17 protein-coding genes are annotated in these 16434 nt (G+C 32.0%); 7 read left to right on the plus strand and 10 right to left on the minus strand.

Going from position 1 to position 16434, the window contains the following annotated elements:
* Positions 1-104: 104 nt before the first annotated feature.
* From gdpS to pepT, 4 genes are all read left to right on the plus strand, one after another.
* Positions 105-1175: a GGDEF domain-containing protein GdpS gene (gene gdpS / locus KA894_RS05825; protein WP_096810688.1), complete on the plus strand. Its 1071-nt coding sequence runs from the start codon at positions 105-107 to the stop codon at positions 1173-1175.
* Positions 1176-1577: 402 nt separating this feature from the next.
* Entirely contained in the window at positions 1578-2339 is a 762-nt protein-coding gene (locus tag KA894_RS05830; RefSeq protein WP_096810689.1) for a threonine/serine exporter family protein, read from the plus strand.
* A gap of 13 nt (positions 2340-2352) precedes the next feature.
* Positions 2353-2853: a threonine/serine exporter family protein gene (locus tag KA894_RS05835; RefSeq protein ID WP_096810690.1), complete on the plus strand. Its 501-nt coding sequence runs from the start codon at positions 2353-2355 to the stop codon at positions 2851-2853.
* A 12-nt stretch (positions 2854-2865) separates the two neighbouring features.
* Positions 2866-4098 carry a peptidase T gene (pepT, locus tag KA894_RS05840; RefSeq protein ID WP_103373377.1) on the plus strand — a complete coding sequence of 411 codons (1233 nt, stop codon included), beginning with the start codon at positions 2866-2868 and terminating at the stop codon, positions 4096-4098.
* 345 nt (positions 4099-4443) lie between these two features.
* Here pepT and KA894_RS05845 read toward each other — a convergent pair whose 3' ends face one another.
* From KA894_RS05845 to KA894_RS05860, 4 genes are all read right to left on the minus strand, one after another.
* Positions 4444-4584 carry a hypothetical protein gene (locus tag KA894_RS05845; protein ID WP_157772556.1) on the minus strand — a complete coding sequence of 47 codons (141 nt, stop codon included), beginning with the start codon at positions 4582-4584 and terminating at the stop codon, positions 4444-4446.
* 619 nt (positions 4585-5203) lie between these two features.
* A complete protein-coding gene (locus KA894_RS05850) occupies positions 5204-6328 on the minus strand; it encodes a glycerate kinase (protein WP_119487896.1) in 1125 nt (374 codons plus the stop codon).
* A gap of 617 nt (positions 6329-6945) precedes the next feature.
* Entirely contained in the window at positions 6946-7266 is a 321-nt protein-coding gene (ytxJ, locus tag KA894_RS05855; RefSeq protein WP_096810693.1) for a bacillithiol system redox-active protein YtxJ, read from the minus strand.
* A 150-nt stretch (positions 7267-7416) separates the two neighbouring features.
* Positions 7417-8307, minus strand: coding sequence for an EMYY motif lipoprotein (locus KA894_RS05860; protein WP_103373376.1), 891 nt, complete (start codon positions 8305-8307; stop codon positions 7417-7419).
* A 127-nt stretch (positions 8308-8434) separates the two neighbouring features.
* Between KA894_RS05860 and KA894_RS05865 the strand changes: the two genes are divergently transcribed.
* From KA894_RS05865 to KA894_RS05875, 3 genes are all read left to right on the plus strand, one after another.
* Positions 8435-8824, plus strand: coding sequence for a GrpB family protein (locus KA894_RS05865; protein ID WP_170006914.1), 390 nt, complete (start codon positions 8435-8437; stop codon positions 8822-8824).
* Positions 8825-9115: 291 nt separating this feature from the next.
* The gene (gene murB, locus KA894_RS05870; RefSeq protein ID WP_103373375.1) at positions 9116-10036 is read left to right on the plus strand and encodes a UDP-N-acetylmuramate dehydrogenase; all 921 of its coding nucleotides are present in this window, start codon (positions 9116-9118) and stop codon (positions 10034-10036) included.
* 16 nt (positions 10037-10052) lie between these two features.
* Positions 10053-10367, plus strand: coding sequence for a CHY zinc finger protein (locus KA894_RS05875; RefSeq protein WP_096811237.1), 315 nt, complete (start codon positions 10053-10055; stop codon positions 10365-10367).
* Between the two features lie 265 nt (positions 10368-10632).
* On the opposite strand, the gene KA894_RS05880 is transcribed toward KA894_RS05875, so the two are convergent.
* The 6 genes from KA894_RS05880 to nrdF form a co-directional block, all read right to left on the minus strand.
* Positions 10633-10956 carry a PH domain-containing protein gene (locus tag KA894_RS05880; RefSeq protein ID WP_096810696.1) on the minus strand — a complete coding sequence of 108 codons (324 nt, stop codon included), beginning with the start codon at positions 10954-10956 and terminating at the stop codon, positions 10633-10635.
* Positions 10957-11331: 375 nt separating this feature from the next.
* Complete coding sequence (locus tag KA894_RS05885; RefSeq protein ID WP_210133829.1) at positions 11332-12381, minus strand: ferrated catecholamine ABC transporter substrate-binding lipoprotein SstD; 1050 nt, start codon at positions 12379-12381, stop codon at positions 11332-11334.
* Between the two features lie 108 nt (positions 12382-12489).
* Positions 12490-13290: an iron ABC transporter ATP-binding protein gene (locus KA894_RS05890; protein ID WP_096810698.1), complete on the minus strand. Its 801-nt coding sequence runs from the start codon at positions 13288-13290 to the stop codon at positions 12490-12492.
* Positions 13287-14246: an iron chelate uptake ABC transporter family permease subunit gene (locus KA894_RS05895; RefSeq protein ID WP_096810699.1), complete on the minus strand. Its 960-nt coding sequence runs from the start codon at positions 14244-14246 to the stop codon at positions 13287-13289. Before KA894_RS05895 ends, KA894_RS05890 begins: the two co-directional genes overlap by 4 nt.
* A complete protein-coding gene (locus tag KA894_RS05900; protein WP_096810700.1) occupies positions 14236-15204 on the minus strand; it encodes an ABC transporter permease in 969 nt (322 codons plus the stop codon). The genes KA894_RS05895 and KA894_RS05900 overlap by 11 nt, the downstream gene beginning before the upstream one ends.
* Positions 15205-15441: 237 nt before the next feature.
* The gene (nrdF, locus tag KA894_RS05905; protein ID WP_096810701.1) at positions 15442-16410 is read right to left on the minus strand and encodes a class 1b ribonucleoside-diphosphate reductase subunit beta; all 969 of its coding nucleotides are present in this window, start codon (positions 16408-16410) and stop codon (positions 15442-15444) included.
* Positions 16411-16434: the final 24 nt, after the last annotated feature.

The following is a 16434-nucleotide window of genomic DNA, read 5'->3' on the forward strand; positions in this document are numbered from 1 at the left end:
ACATGAATTTTAAACAAATGTTATTAATATCTATATATCAATGATGACAAAATGTAACTTTTCACTTACAATAACTAAGTGTTTATTTAAAGGAGCGTAAGGAAATGTTTGAAGCTATTATTTACAATATTGCGGTTACTGTCGCAGGCATCTATTTATTCCATCGTTTACAGTACTCAGAAAATAAAAACATGGTATTTTCAAAAGAATATGTCACAATTTTAATGACAATTGTAGCGTTGTTATTAACCATAAAACCAATACCTATTTTCCATGAATATGTACTTTACTTATCTTTTGTTCCTATTCTATTTTTAGGTAGATATACAAACATGGTTTATACAGTGCTAGCAGCATTTATAGTTTCTCTCGTCAACGTATTAATTGGTGATTATACCATCATTAGCGCAATGATACTCATTGTTATTGCTATAATTGTAGGCGCAGTCGGACCATTTTTAAAACAAAATGATATTATCTCGTTACAGATTCTCAACTTAATTACGTTAGTTATCTTTATCATCTTGTCATTTATCAGTCCTTATTATGAATTTAAAGAAGTATTATATTTAATTCCATTATCTTTCATCTTAACTATCACTTCTTCGATTACGTTCGTGGACATTTGGCATTTCTTCTCATTAGTAAATCGATACGAAAACGAAGATAGATTTGATTATCTAACGGGGTTAGGCAACGTCAAAGAATTCGATAGACATTTAAACGAAACGACGCGTATTGCTGAGAAAAATGGTGAAAGTTTAGGTTTATTACTTATTGACATAGATGGATTTAAAGACGTGAACGACACGTACTCACATGATTCTGGCGACGCAGTGTTAAGACAAATCGCCCAATTGTTAAAAAATTACGTCCCACAACAGTTTAGTATCTATCGTAACGGGGGCGAAGAGTTTTCTGTAGTTTTATATGACTATACATTAGATCAATGTGTAAAATTGAGCGAAAGCATCCGTAAAGGGGTTGAACAATCAACGTTCCACTTGCCAAATAAAGAAGTTATTAAATTATCTGTTTCTATCGGTGTCGGTTATCTAACCAAAGATGATTATAAATCTCAACGTACAGTCTTTAAAGTCGCGGATGATATGTTACACATGGCTAAAAATGAAGGCCGCAACCAAGTTATGTTCAACCCTATTGTTAAGCTATAACGCTCGAATAATATAATGATAAAAGGCATTGAATTTTGTTGGATTATTAAAATGAACGATTTGTTTTAAATTGATCGTGCTAGGAATAAGACAGAAATTACATTTTCATTCCAGCCATCCCTATCCCTTACTTGTACTATATCTGGCCGAAACATCTTTATGTTTCGGCCCTTTTTGTGTTATATAATGAAAATATCAATGAATGCTATTTAAAACAATAGTCTTCTTGGGCACATATGCTTTTAAAATCAAATGTAAAACATATCATTTCTAAATTTAAGTTTGTTACAATATAGAAGGTAATTATAAAAACCATCTATACAGATGAAACACGAATGAAAGTTGCATGCGTATATTGTAAACTTTTTATTCATTTATGAACTACTTAGGAGGTGCAAAGCTATGACCGATTCAATCACTATCATCGATGAAGATAAAGTAATTGATGTTGTACTCATTGCAGGCAGAATTTTGCTTGAAAGTGGTGCAGAAACTTATCGTGTAGAAGATACGATGACACGAATTGCCGCTAGTTTCGGTTTGGATGATACATATAGTTTCGTGACATCTACTGCGATTATATTTTCACTTAATAATCGCACGAACACTAGATTAATACGTATACGTGAGCGGACTACTGATTTAGAAAAAATTGCATTAACTAATAGCTTATCTCGAAAAATTTCAAGTAATCAATTGAGTATAGATGAAGCAAAATCAGAACTTATTCACCTACACCACGCGTCATTACAATTTTCATCTGTCACTAAATTCTTTGCAGCTGCTATTGCATGTGGATTTTTCTTATTTATGTTCGGTGGCGTTATAAATGATTTCTTTTTTGCTATACTTGCAGGAGCTGGCGCATTTTTAACATTTGATTTTGTGCAGCGCTATATTCAAATAAAATTCTTTTCAGAATTTATCAGTGCTGCCGTTGTTATTATGATAGCGGCCACATTTTCAAAATTTGGCCTAACAGAAAACCAAGATATTATCACCATAGCCGGCGTTATGCCTCTTGTACCTGGTATTTTAATTACAAACGCAATTCGAGATCTCATGGCGGGGGAATTACTTGCTGGCATGTCACGTGGTGTAGAAGCAGCACTAACATCATTTGCTATTGGTGCTGGCGTTGCAATCGTTTTATTAATATTTTAAAAGGGGTGCTTGTATGGTCATTGGCTACTATGTTTTACAATTTATAATTAGTTATCTAGCAACGATGCTATTTTCTGTTATTTTTAATGCACCCCGACGTCTCCTTTTAGCTTGTGGTTTCGTTGGCGCTATGGGGTGGATTATTTATAAAGTGACATTTGATTTAGAATTAGGTAAAGTAATGGCCTCATTTTTAGGTAGTTTTATTTTAGCTATTATGAGTCACACGATGAGTAGACGTTATAAACGGCCCGTCATTATTTTTATCGTGCCTGGGATTATTCCACTTGTTCCTGGTGGACTTGCATATGAAGCTACACGTTTCTTAGTGAGTAACCAATATACCCATGCTGTAAATACTTTTCTTGAGGTAACACTGATTTCAGGCGCCATTGCTTTTGGTATTTTATGCGCCGAGATTATATACTACATCTATACGCGTATTAAACAGCATTACGGTAAAATGCATGGTAAAATATATAAGAAGTCGTATAATATGAATAACAGAGCATAAGGGGTGTTTTTAATGAAAAACGATATTATAGATAGGCTTACAAGATATGTAAAAATTGATACACAATCTGATCCACAATCTAATTCAACACCTTCCACTCAAAAACAGTGGGATTTATTGAATTTATTAAATGATGAAATCACAGACTTAGGGTTAGAAACAGATATGGATGAAAATGGTTATTTATTTGCAACATTAGAAAGTAATGTTGACCAAGAACTTCCTACTGTAGGATTTTTAGCACATGTTGATACTTCTCCAGATTTCAACGCTACAAACGTTAATCCACAAATTATTGAAAGTTACGACGGGCAACCCATAAAACTTGGAGAAACAAATCGTACTTTAAGTCAGGATGTATTCCCTGCTATGAAAGAAGTAGAGGGACACACATTAATGGTTACTGATGGTACATCATTGTTAGGTGCAGATGATAAAGCTGGCGTAGTTGAAATTATGGAGGCTTTAAAATACTTAACGATGCATCCAGAAATCAAACATGGTCGAATTAGAGTAGCTTTTACACCTGATGAAGAGATTGGTAAAGGTCCACATGCCTTTGATGTCGAACGTTTCAATGCTGATTTTGCCTATACAATGGATGGCAGCCAATTTGGAGAATTACAATACGAAAGCTTCAATGCTGCAGAAGCGATTGTCACTTGTCATGGTGTCAACGTTCATCCAGGTTCTGCCAAAGATGCAATGGTTAACGCTGTGCTTTTAGGTCAACAATTCAATACGCTATTACCACAAAATGAAGTTCCTGAGCGTACCGAAGGCTATGAAGGTTTCTATCACTTAATGAAGTTTGATGGTGATGTTGAACAAGCAAAACTTTACTACATTATTCGTGACCATGATAGCGTTAAATTTGATTTACGTAAAAAACGTTTAGTGGAAATTCAAAATGATATCAACAGTCACTTTGAAGATGAACCAATTGAAATTGAAATGAACGATCAATATTACAATATGGGCGAAAAAATTAAGCCAAATCCACACGTCATAGATATTCCTAAACGTGTCTTTAGTAAATTAGGCATTCCAGCTAATACCGAGCCTATTCGTGGAGGTACAGACGGATCCCAATTATCATTTATGGGACTTCCAACACCAAATATCTTCACTGGCTGTGATAATTTCCATGGTCCTTTCGAATATGCTTCAATCGACGTCATGGAAAAAGCAGTTCGCGTTATTATTGGTATAGCACAAGAAGTCGTACAAACTTATGAGAAATAACGAGTGGGATAAAATCTATATTTCTATGGTATGATTTTATTGCTCCCTTTCAGTAAGAATGAATAGAAAAAAGAGTACAATTAAATAATTAAAGTTGTTAACTAGGCTGACTTCCTACCATTCGGTACGTAGTCAGCCATTTTTAATGAAATTAAATAAAAAGTGATGTTAACCAAATGTCAGTTTATGAATTCAATCTAAAACTGGTTGATTTATATGAAGTGTTTGATTTTGAAAGCGCCCCACCATTCTAATACTCTCATTGAGTAACTTTTTTACTTTATGACTAGAAAACACAGTTCGTGTATAAGCGTATAGCATAATTTTCAGCATGATTTTTGAATGTTAAACAGATGCCTCACGATGATGTTGCAATTTGTCGAATTCGTTTTCAAGTGTTGCTTCAATAATGTTATTTACATAGCGTGGTATATCTTTAGTAGAAGTTAAAATTGAAGTTTCCAGTGTTAATGTAAATTGAGTCATGTTATGACTATTATACGTACCGCGCTTCGCTAATTTAGTTTAGTGATGTTTATTAAATTATACAAAGTATCTTATTTTTGTAATAAAAAATCTGTGATAATGATATGTAGTTTAAAAAATCGTTTCGGTTGTGAAGCACCTGCAGGAAGGCCGTGTCCTAAAGGAGCAAAATAATATGAAGGGACATAAAACAAGCCCCAAAAATTCCTTGTGTTAGAAATATTTTGGGGCTGAATGATGAGATTGATGTCTCAACTTCTAGCATATCTATACTACATTATTTATTAAACACGCTATAAAAGCGTGGCGCGCAGTTGTACAAAATAAATAAGGTGTTATAGATTATAACTTTATCATCGTGTGTAACTTATGATTTTTCAAAATTTGAATGTTATAACGCTTCTACTAAATAATATTTAAGCCAAAACTAATTTAAAACATAATCCTTTTCTGACCATATGAACCCTTTTTCAATAGGTTTGAAAGCAACTTGACGAGTAATCCTAATAGTTCTTCTAACCATTCAAAAAATTGGTTGACTTATCATTTTAAATTTTTAATCATACTTGTTCGTCTCACTCATCTATATGGCTATTATCAGTGATAGCCTCTTAAGCTATTATTGGTTTACATCAAATTGCGTTTTTAATAGCTTAATCGCTTGAATCGTATAATGTCTAATTTGAATACCCATTTTAAAATCTGTAAATGTTTCTGGCATTTCAATAAACGTGTTAAACATTGCTGTCACGCCCATTGATTCAAATAAATCGAATTTATCATCTGTTGCACAAATTGCTATTGAAGGTTTTTCATGTTTCGTAGCCAGTTCTGCTAAACGCACTGTTGTCGTTTCTAAAATTTGATCAGCTTCATTCACACCTTCACCAAATATAATTAAATCCGCTTGTTGTATTAAAGTGTCCAAATGCGTTATTTGGTCTACTAATTCATGACTTGTCATAATTTCAGCACCATATAGTCCATTGAATACTGCAGCGATACCGCCGCCAGCTCCACCTCTTTGAACGGGACCTAACGCGATTTTCAGCTCTGCTTTAAATATCTCGCTTAAATACCAAACTAAATTATCAATTTCAGCAGCTTCTTGATGTGTAACATGATATGTTTCATACGTTTGCATAATTTCACTGTTTTTACCATATAATTTACTATCAAAATCTGACATTAGTTGAATGCGCATATCTTTCAACTTAGGGTTGATTTGAGACATATCAACACGACGAATATATTTTAAAACTTGACTACCTTGCGTAACATCAACCACTTCAGCTTCATCATCAAAGAACCTAACACCTAGTGCTTGTAGCATACCAGCTCCACCATCAAAGCTACCAATACCTCCAAGAGAAATGATTAAATGCTCAGCGCCGTTATCAATAGCATCTTCGATTACTTCACCCAGACCAAAACTTGTTCGTTCTTTTATAGGTTTTTGTCCTTTTAAAAACAAATTGCCTTCAATAATCGTCATTCCATTATCTGTAATGCCATAGACAGCTTCTACTTCATTCATATCTGCATCATGTGCAGCCACTCTATATTTCCTCCCAGATTGCCATAAAAAAACTGAATCCATAAGCTCATGTCGACCATTAAATAAAGGTACTTGTACAATGTCAGCTTTCTCTATTTGACTAGCTACTGCTTCCTCCACATAACGATTAGCTTGATAGCTAGATATAATACCATTAAATTCATCCATTGCCACTAATACTTTCATTTTGTCACCTCTAATATTAATATACATCGTTAACTGTATTTTATTTTAATATAATGTATTTAGACTTTATGTAGTATAATTAACTAAATCTTACTTTTATCATTATATTGTTGAATTTCAAATACTTGGTACATTTTAATCCAATTTTTATTATTTTACGCTTCAAAGTTAGATAGATTTTCAATCAGGCTAGACTATAGCCTTTTTTTGAAAACACTCTCTTTCATCCATGTGCATTTTTTATAAAAAATACGCACCTCATTATTCTAATCGTAGGGATTCGAGATAACATCTAAACCACACCATATCAGTAGTTGATATGATGAAAATTACTCAAAACATGCAATTGATTTTATCAAACTATTCTCCACACAACTTATAAACCATCACGATTTCTAGTATGGTTTTAGGCATAGCGAGTGTATATGATATATTACATGTTTATTTAGTAAAATAATCATATATAAAATTGAACGCACTGTTCCTAAACTTTTTTACTAATTCAACTACTTATTATACATGTCCTAAGACTTTTTTTCACATTATAAGAAACGCTTGTTAAACTTCTCAATGTTAATTAGAGTCCAACAAGCGTTTCATTTTAACGTATTTATTTTTTATTCTTCAGCATCTGCTAAAGATTTGACATTAATATGATCGTGATCAGCATTCCAAATCGCTTGTCCCTTCACAAAATAAAATGCTTGTGGCGATTCATGCTTCACTTTTGTTTTTTCTTCAATGTAATCTGATAAATCTCTTTCTTGTTGTACAATTAAATAATAGCCATCCATATCTCTTTCATATAAAAATTTGTTGAATTGATCCATCGCGTTTGCTGAAATCGGGCATGTTTCACTATGTTTCAACACAAACACATAATTATTTTCTTTTAAAACTTGCTCAAACTGGTCAATCGAACTCAGCTTTATAGCCATTCTATTCACCTCTAAAAATATTTAACACACCATATCGTTTCTAAAAGTGTGAAATTCCAACGATATTCACATATCATTGTTTCCAATTATACACAAATACCTTTTTATTGTTAACAGTTTATTCTAAATCTTATGACTTAACTAGATCATTTATTTTTGATATTTATCTTTTATATCGGCATATTTCTCATTAAACTTCTTATCATATGGCTCCAAATCTTTGCTTTCTTGAGGTAATTTATTGATGTCGATTTTAGCCAATGATTCACCAATTTCAATTGTCTCTTCTCTAGTTTCATAATAATTTTGTAGACTATAGTACATTTCAATCGTATTTTTACGTGCATCGTTGACATAGCCATCTGTAATCTCTGCCTTGTTTAAATCTTTAATTTGTTTATTTATGAGCGGCATAATTTGTGTCTCTATTGTTTTCTTTTCTGCTTTAGCATCCATCATATTGGATTGTTTTTCTGCAGTAAGTTTCAAATCTCTATTATTCTGTTCTAATTTATGTTTAAAATCTTTTACATTTTCACCAGCATTATTAGCTTTTTCCATATTATCTTCTACTTGTGATCTGTTTTTCTCAAAGAGTTTTGTATAATCTAATATATCTTCATTCGCTTTAACTGATTGATTATATAAATCTACAAAGTTTTTAACTTCATTAATTGCGTCTTTTTTCTTTTTAACCGCTTCTAAGTATTCAGCTTTTAATTCTTTAGTTTCTTCTGATTCTGCTGGTAACTTTTTAGCAGCTTTATCATAAGCCTCAAGTTTAGGCATTAACTTGCTATTTAACTTGTTTTGTAATTGATTGAATTCTTTTTTGTTTTTATCCGTCATATCTGTTTTACTTAAATCATCGATATAGCTCAAATCAATTGAATCCATTGTTTTATTGAACGCTTTTTCTTTGTTATTCACATCGCTTAGCGTGCTATCAAAATCTTTAAATTCATTTGCACCTTCGCGTCCGCAAGCTACAAGTACTACAGAAACACACACTAATAAAATAAAGCATATTATTTTTTTCATTTCTGCACTCCTTATCATTTTGTATTATACAGAAACTTATTTGACTTGAAAATAATATATGATATATTATTTCAGAATTTACAGTTTAACAATTAAATATTCATATTTAAAGGAGTGTTTTAATTCAATGCATTCTGACGTTCAACCTTTTATCAAAGACGATGTTCAGCAAAATTTTATAAAACAATATGAGGCGCTAAGCCATAAGTTATTTAATCTGTTAGATACGCCAATCCGATCAACGCATCACATAGGTGAGACGAGCCATTTCAATTATCCAACAGAGCCTATTTTAGATATTTTAGCCGGTGTCAATCATTTACATGACATTACTTCTTTAGGTGAAAAACGCTTGATTTATGAAGGGTTTTATAGGCTACATCATCCATATAATAAAAAAGTAATCATGGCTAAATTTAATAATTTAATTGACTTAAAACAAACCGTACGGTTACATATTATTCAAAAACACTCAAATCTTTATGATGATTATTTAAAAACAAATGATTTTCTATAAGCCAACCCATCTTTAGCAACACATTTTGGTGAACAAAAATATTCTTTAGCCAATGATGTATTACAAATACGTATTTATAAAAATCAAAACAAGCGCTTTTTAACCAATTGTTACGGCAGCTAAACAATGAATGACCTAGAAACCAAAAATAATTATTTATAACTTAAATCGTAAGTCAGCTTATTAACTTTCAAAATAAATATTTCAAATTATCCTTTATACTATTTAACAAATATGGTAAATCATTGGTATAATATATAAATGAATTCAACAGGAAAGGATGTTCTATAATTGCATAAAGATGACATCTTAAAAGAATTAGAATCGATTGTCCCAAAAGAAATTATAAAAGTAGATGAACCTCTAAAACGTTATACATACACAGAAACAGGAGGACAAGCTGACTATTATTTATCTCCAACTCAAAATGAACATGTTCAAGCCATAGTTCACTTTGCATACACAAATGATATTCCTATTACTTATTTAGGCAATGGATCAAATATCATTATACGTGAAGGTGGCATCAGAGGTATTGTAATTAGTTTGCTTCAGCTAGATTATATCGATGTATCTGACGATGCGATTATCTCAGGTAGTGGCGCTGCGATTATTGACGTATCCCGTACTGCACGCGATTATGCGCTCACTGGTTTAGAGTTTGCATGTGGTATTCCAGGCTCTATAGGCGGCGCTGTATTTATGAACGCAGGCGCATATGGCGGCGAAGTCAAGGATTGTATTGATTATGCACTATGTGTTAATAACAAAGGTGATTTAATTACACTTACCAATAAGGAACTTGAATTAGATTACCGAAATAGTATCGTTCAGAAAGCGCACTTAGTGGTATTAGAAGCTGCATTTACGTTAGCGCCTGGCGTTAAAAAAGAGATTCAAGCAAAAATGGACGATTTAACGGAAAGAAGAGAATCTAAACAACCTTTAGAATACCCATCTTGTGGCAGTGTCTTCCAACGACCACCAGGTCACTTTGCTGGGAAATTGATACAAGATTCAAATTTACAAGGCTATCGTATAGGTGGCGTTGAAGTATCAAAGAAACATGCTGGCTTTATGGTAAATGTGGGTAAGGGCACAGCAACTGACTATGAAGATTTAATTCACTACGTGCAAAAGACAGTTAAAGAAAAATTTGATGTTGAACTTCACCCTGAAGTAAGAATTATTGGTGAACATCCAACAGATTGATAGGAGCAGGTCAATGATACCCAAAATTTACGGTGCGACTATAGATAATGAAACTCGTTGTACACACTATCACACGCCTTTAGATATTATTGCTATCAAATTCAAGTGCTGTGATAAGTATTATCCATGCTACAAATGTCATAATGAAGATGTATCTCACGCGATAAAAAGATGGTCTGCTGATGAATTTGATACGAAGGCTATTTTATGTGGTGTATGCAAATACGAGATGACAATCAATGAATATATGCTTATTGAAGCGTGCCCAAACTGTGATGCGCATTTCAATAATCGATGTAAATACCATTACAGTACTTATTTTGAAATATAAATAATGACAAAATAAAAAATCTGGAACACAAATGAATGCCCCAGGTGTGCCCATGCTATCGTCAGATACAATTAGTAATTTGTATACAATCAAGCACTTGGGCTTTTGTATTCTGTTACTCGTTACCTTTTAATAATAGCGCAACAAGACCCAATTTAAAAATTAGGTTTCTGTCTGCGCTTTTTTATTTATTTTAAACTTTAAACATTTGGCTTTAAATGTTGCATAAACGATTTAATTTGCCTCAGATATTCTAGTCAAATATCTATTCTATTTTATCATTAACATATTGTACGAACGCCTCAGCATCGCCCTTTTGTATCGCTTTCATTGGCATAAGACCGATATTAAATGTGAAATGAATTTGGCCATCTTCATATGTAATATTTTCTACTTCATCATATCCAATATTTCTATAATAAAATTCTCCATTCATATCCACATTTAGAATAATTCGCTCATTGGTAGCTATAAATGCCCCTTCAAATTCAGAAGTACCTTGTACTGAGTATTCAATTGTACCTAACACGCTTGGCCCTTTCTTCTCTGTTGGAAACAAATCATTTGGGTTTACATTATCTAAAATCATTGACATCCTACCTTTCTCGTATTTTAATTCATTATACAAGTTTTCACATTATTTTATTATCGAACTGCTCAACTAGAAAGTTAGTAAAGCTATCAAATTTTCCAATAAGTATTTATGCTCTTAATTATTGAGAACGAATAATGAAACATTTAATATAAATGCTTTTTCTGACTTGGTTAACGCATACGCATATTATATGCAACTTAGAAGCTAATTTTGAGCCCATTTTGAATTTTTATGAACATATGCCAGCTATAACTTCATCCTCCCCCTTGTTAATGCGTAAAAAAGCAGCAGTGAAAAATCATATTTATCGATTCTTCACTGCTGCTTTTAAAAAGTCATACTTTAGACAGTCCCCACTTAATGTCTATTTTATTTTTTATCTAATGCTTTTTCTACTTCGTCAATTTGTTTGATTGCTGTAGTCGTTGAACCACTTGCAAAGTACCAAAGTTTTGGATCTAATTCATAAACTTTGTCATTTTTAATTGCATCAACGTTTTGAATAACATCGTTACTTAACGCTTGTTTAGCAGTTGACTTACCACCAATGGCTTGTCCACGGTCCATAGCAAAGATAATATTTGGATTTTTCTCTGAAATATATTCGTTTGTCACGTTTTGTCCATGTTTACTATTTTTGATATTGTCATCAGCTGCTGTGAAGCCCATTGTATCAAAAATCATTGCACCAAAACGTTCACCAGATCCAAATGTAGATAGTTCACCTTCATTAACTAATAAGAACATTGCTTTTTTGTCTTTTAAGTCTTTAGTTTTATCTTTGATGCTTGAAATTTTGTCATCTAATTTTTTATTTATAGATTTAACTTTATCTTCTTTTTGATAAATTTTACCTAATTTTTCAGCATTGTCTTTTAATGATTTCACTTCATCTTTATCGTCAGCGCCCATGTATACTACTTTTGCATCAGGAGCTGCTTTTTTAAATTCATCAAGATTTTTTTGATTTGCTGTACGTCCAGATATGAAGATAACTTCTGGTTTAGCTTCTGCAACTTTATCAAAATTAACTTCTTTCAGGCTACCAGTGTTTAAGTATTTTTCGTCTTTAAAATCACTTAAGAAATCAGGTAGTGATTTATTTCCTTCACCTTTAGGAACTGCTTTAACTTTATCTTCGACACCCAATTCTTTTAATGTATCTAATGTACCATAGTCAAATACAACTGCATTTTTAGGGTTTGTAGGTACTTCAACTGTTTCTTTAACTTCTTTAGCGTCACTACCGTCACGCTTTTCCCCACTCGCTTGATATTTATTTTCAATTTTTACAGTTTTATTTGAATCTTCATTATCTGATTTAGTATCTGATGATTTTTTATCATCTGATCCACCATTACTACATGCTACTAATAAAAACATTAATCCTACTACTAACAATAAAGCAAATTTTTTCATGTGCTTACTCCTCCTGAAATCCTAATGGTTTGTCCCTTTTATACACCTAAAAAGTTAAACAACGTTACAGGTGCATCACTCCTTTCAATGAATATATCTATTTGTACATCATACAGATTCTACTAACGATAATTCTTGGTCTGTTGTTAATTCATCGAAATAAATACAAATACGTTGGCCTCGAATTTGTTCGATTTGGACTTCCATTTCATATAATTCTCTCAATGTGTCGCATTGAATCACATCATCCTTAGTACTCGCTTTAATGACTTCGCCATCTTTGAGCGCAATGATATCGTCTGAATAACATGAGGCAAAGTTAATGTCATGTATTACTACAACAATAGTTTTATTCAGTGACTTCGCAAGTTGACGTAGCGTCTGCATAATTTGAACTGAATGTTTCATATCTAAATTGTTTAGCGGTTCGTCTAACAATATATAATCAGTATCTTGGGCTATGGTCATCGCAACATATGCACGTTGGCGTTGGCCTCCAGAAAGTGTTTTTAAATAGCGATGTCTGATTTCTTTAAGCTGTAACAATTCTAACGCGTATTCAACTTGTTCTTTATCCTCTTGTTTTAAATGTCCTTTTGAGTATGGAAAACGCCCAAAATTAACTAATTGTTCGACCGTAATATTCAATTCTGTATGGTTAGATTGTTTTAAAATAGATAGTTTTTTAGCTAATTCATTACTTTTATAATCTGAAATAGATTTATTCTCTATTTCTATACCACCATCTTCAAAATCTATAAGTCGCGTAATAGCTGAGAGCAGTGTACTCTTACCAGCCCCATTAGGCCCAATTATAGAGGTCAATCGACCTTTATTTATATCAACATTTATCTCTTTTAAAATCGCTTTATCTTGAATCGTTTTATTAAGACCTTGTACACTAATCAATTTGCATGTCTCCTTTTTATCAATAAATAGATAAAGTAAGAACCACCTACTAAATCAATAATAATACTTACTTGCGTTGTTGCTTCGAATAAATTTTCTACGACACCTTGTGCAATAAATAAACTTAACCAACTAATACAAATTGTTGCAGGCAGTATATATTTATGTTCATACGTTTTCATCAATTCATGTGCTAAGTTTACTGTTAATAAACCTAAAAATGTAATTGGCCCTACAAGCGCAGTAGAAATTGATACTAATATTGCCACAAGAATGAGCAATAGCCGTGTTAACCGCTTATAAGAAATGCCCAAATTAATAGCCTGGTCTTTACCTAATAAAAGCACATCTAGGTAAGGTATGGCTATCACTGTAATGAACACCAATATAATTAATATGATGCCGCATAATGTTACTAATTTACTATTAGAAGCATCAAAGTTTGCAAACATAGCACTTTGGACTGCTAGAAAATCTTCTGGGTTAATGATAAGCTCTAAAAATCCAGTAATGCTTCTAAAGAAAGTACCTAGAATGACACCGACTAGCAAAATAAAATAAACTGATACGTTTCCTATTCTAAAAATGCCTTGGAATAATAATAATGAAAAAGCAACCATAACAATTAATGTAATCGCAAAGCTCAAATACAAGTTAGTTACTAAAGCTGATTGAACACCAAATACAAAAACAATTAGAACTTTAACAAACATATATACTGCATCCAGCCCCATAATTGAAGGCGTTAACAGTCGGTTATTGGTAATTGCTTGAAAGATAACTACTGATGCAGCTATTGCCCCTCCAACTAACACCATAAGAATAAGTTTTCTTAATCGACTAGAAAATTGATATTGGAAAATATCAAAATCAATACCTATAACAAGATAGAGTCCAGCTGCTAACAGCGTTATTGCTATTAAAATAAATAATTTTGTCTTAGCGCTAATTTGCATAATCATGTCGTCCTTTCATCAGCAAAATCAAGAAAATAATAGTGCCAAATACACCTATCGTTAATCCGATGTTAATTTCGTACGGATATACTATAATTCTGCCGATTATATCTGAAAACATAACAAAAACAGCGCCTAACATGGCCGTATGAGGCAATGCGTTTTTCAAGTGGTCTCCTCTAAAAATTGACACAATATTCGGAACTATTAATCCTAAGAAAGGTAAAGTTCCAACAGTAACAACTACTAACGCAGTAATCGTTGCTGTGATAAATAAACCAATATTAATTATTTTTTCATAATTAACCCCTAAATTATTGCTAAAATCTTTCCCCATGCCAGCAATTGTAAAATGATTGGCAAATATGTATGTAAGAATTAGTAATGGGATGCTTAAGTATAATATTTCATATCTTCCACTGGTGATGATTGCAAAATTGCCATTTAACCAGTTTCCAATACTTTGAACTGTATTGGTTTTTAACGCTGTAAATGTTGAAAAACTAGACACAATACCACCGAGCATAATACCTAATAACGGAATAAAAATAACATCTGTAAAACGTATATATTGAACTAATTTCACAAATATAAATGTTCCACCAATACTTAAGATCACAGCGAATATTAATTTAATGATAATATTTTCTTGTGGAAAAAAAATCATTGATATCAATATGCCTAACTTAGCCCATTCGGTCGTTCCTGCAGTCGTAGGACTTACAAATTTATTTTGCATCATCTGTTGCATAATGAGACCCGAAAGTGCCAAAGTGCTTCCTGAAATTAATATACTAACTGTTCTAGGTATTCTACTAGATACAATGATATTAATTTGCTCTTGGGATAAATGAAAAATATCAGTAATCGACACCTTACTTACACCGATAAATAAAGAAAGGATAGTTAAGATGAATAAAATAATAGATAAGACCACACCATTTAATAAAAATTTCATAGTGAGTATATAATCCTTTCATAAACTTTTATATTTCATTGGCGATGATAATCATTATCAACGTTTATAATTAAATTTTATCATCTTTATATGTAAATTCAATAGCTACTACTGAGTTTGTACAAATAATTAGCTTAATAAATGAATAATCTGCAATAAAAACCCATCCAATCTATTAATAGCCAATAGAAAGGATGGGTTTTTTAATTATTATAATTATATTTATGTGACTTTCACTTAATCTTCAAATATGAAATCTTCGTCTTGTAGTGCTTCAACATTTAGCGCTAAAGTATATCCATCGCCTTTAACAGAGAAGAAATCATGGTTTTTTGTGGATGTATCTAAAGCATTTTCGATAATTGGGTTAAATTCTTTTTCTTCAAAATACGGATCAAATCCAAGGTTAGATAGTGCTTTATTACCATTATATCTCACATAATTCAGCACATCTTCAGTTAAACCAATATCATCATATAACGACTGAGTATAAGAAACTTCGTTTTTATATAATTCATCTAGTAGTTTGTACATTTCTTGATCAGCTTGTTGTTTTTCACTTTCAGATAATTCATTACGTAAACTTTGTGCATCCATACCAGTAAACACACCATGAATAGATTCATCTAATAAAATTTTACGAATGATTTCTCCTGACGTCGTCATTTTTCCTTGTCCAGCTAAATATAATGGATAATAGAAACCAGAATAGAATAAAAATGTTTCTAGAAAAACACTTGATACACGAGCGATGTATTGATCATAAATTGAGGCTTCTTTGCCCCAAAGTTTATGATAGTTATTTACAATTTTATCTGATTTAAATTTCAAGTGTGGTTCTTCTAACACCCATTTATCTAATAAATAATTAGTTTCGCTAGATGGTAATAATGTAGTAAAAATATGAGAATAACTTTTAGCATGAATTTGTTCCATCATTGCCATAAAAGAATACACAGCCTTTTTACGTAAATCTGTTGTATGTAACATGATTAAAGGCATACCATCATCTGCTTGATGTGTGTCTAAACCAGTTAAACCAGCTAATGCTTTTTTGAATGCATTTTTTTCTTCATCAGATAATGTCTTCCAACTTGCAATATCCTTTGATACTTTAAACTCAGTTTCTACCCACATTTGTGAAATATTTTGTCGCCAAAACATATTTGTCATATCTTCTTGAGTATTCCAATTGACTGCTTTCATTTAGATAATTCCCCTATCTAGTAA

It is taken from the genome of Staphylococcus sp. GDY8P131P, assembly GCF_017891975.1.
GTDB classification, from domain to species: domain Bacteria; phylum Bacillota; class Bacilli; order Staphylococcales; family Staphylococcaceae; genus Staphylococcus; species Staphylococcus nepalensis.

Bases quoted from the DNA above. Each gene is read 5' to 3' on its own strand.
- gdpS (WP_096810688.1), top strand. From the start codon at position 105: ATGTTTGAAGCTATTATTTACAATATTGCGGTTACTGTCGCAGGCATC.
- KA894_RS05830 (WP_096810689.1), top strand. From the start codon at position 1,578: ATGACCGATTCAATCACTATCATCGATGAAGATAAAGTAATTGATGTT.
- KA894_RS05835 (WP_096810690.1), top strand. From the start codon at position 2,353: ATGGTCATTGGCTACTATGTTTTACAATTTATAATTAGTTATCTAGCA.
- pepT (WP_103373377.1), top strand. From the start codon at position 2,866: ATGAAAAACGATATTATAGATAGGCTTACAAGATATGTAAAAATTGAT.
- KA894_RS05845 (WP_157772556.1), bottom strand. From the start codon at position 4,584: ATGACTCAATTTACATTAACACTGGAAACTTCAATTTTAACTTCTACT.
- KA894_RS05850 (WP_119487896.1), bottom strand. From the start codon at position 6,328: ATGAAAGTATTAGTGGCAATGGATGAATTTAATGGTATTATATCTAGC.
- ytxJ (WP_096810693.1), bottom strand. From the start codon at position 7,266: ATGGCTATAAAGCTGAGTTCGATTGACCAGTTTGAGCAAGTTTTAAAA.
- KA894_RS05860 (WP_103373376.1), bottom strand. From the start codon at position 8,307: ATGAAAAAAATAATATGCTTTATTTTATTAGTGTGTGTTTCTGTAGTA.
- KA894_RS05865 (WP_170006914.1), top strand. From the start codon at position 8,435: ATGCATTCTGACGTTCAACCTTTTATCAAAGACGATGTTCAGCAAAAT.
- KA894_RS05880 (WP_096810696.1), bottom strand. From the start codon at position 10,956: ATGATTTTAGATAATGTAAACCCAAATGATTTGTTTCCAACAGAGAAG.
- KA894_RS05885 (WP_210133829.1), bottom strand. From the start codon at position 12,381: ATGAAAAAATTTGCTTTATTGTTAGTAGTAGGATTAATGTTTTTATTA.
- KA894_RS05895 (WP_096810699.1), bottom strand. From the start codon at position 14,246: ATGCAAATTAGCGCTAAGACAAAATTATTTATTTTAATAGCAATAACG.
- KA894_RS05900 (WP_096810700.1), bottom strand. From the start codon at position 15,204: ATGAAATTTTTATTAAATGGTGTGGTCTTATCTATTATTTTATTCATC.
- nrdF (WP_096810701.1), bottom strand. From the start codon at position 16,410: ATGAAAGCAGTCAATTGGAATACTCAAGAAGATATGACAAATATGTTT.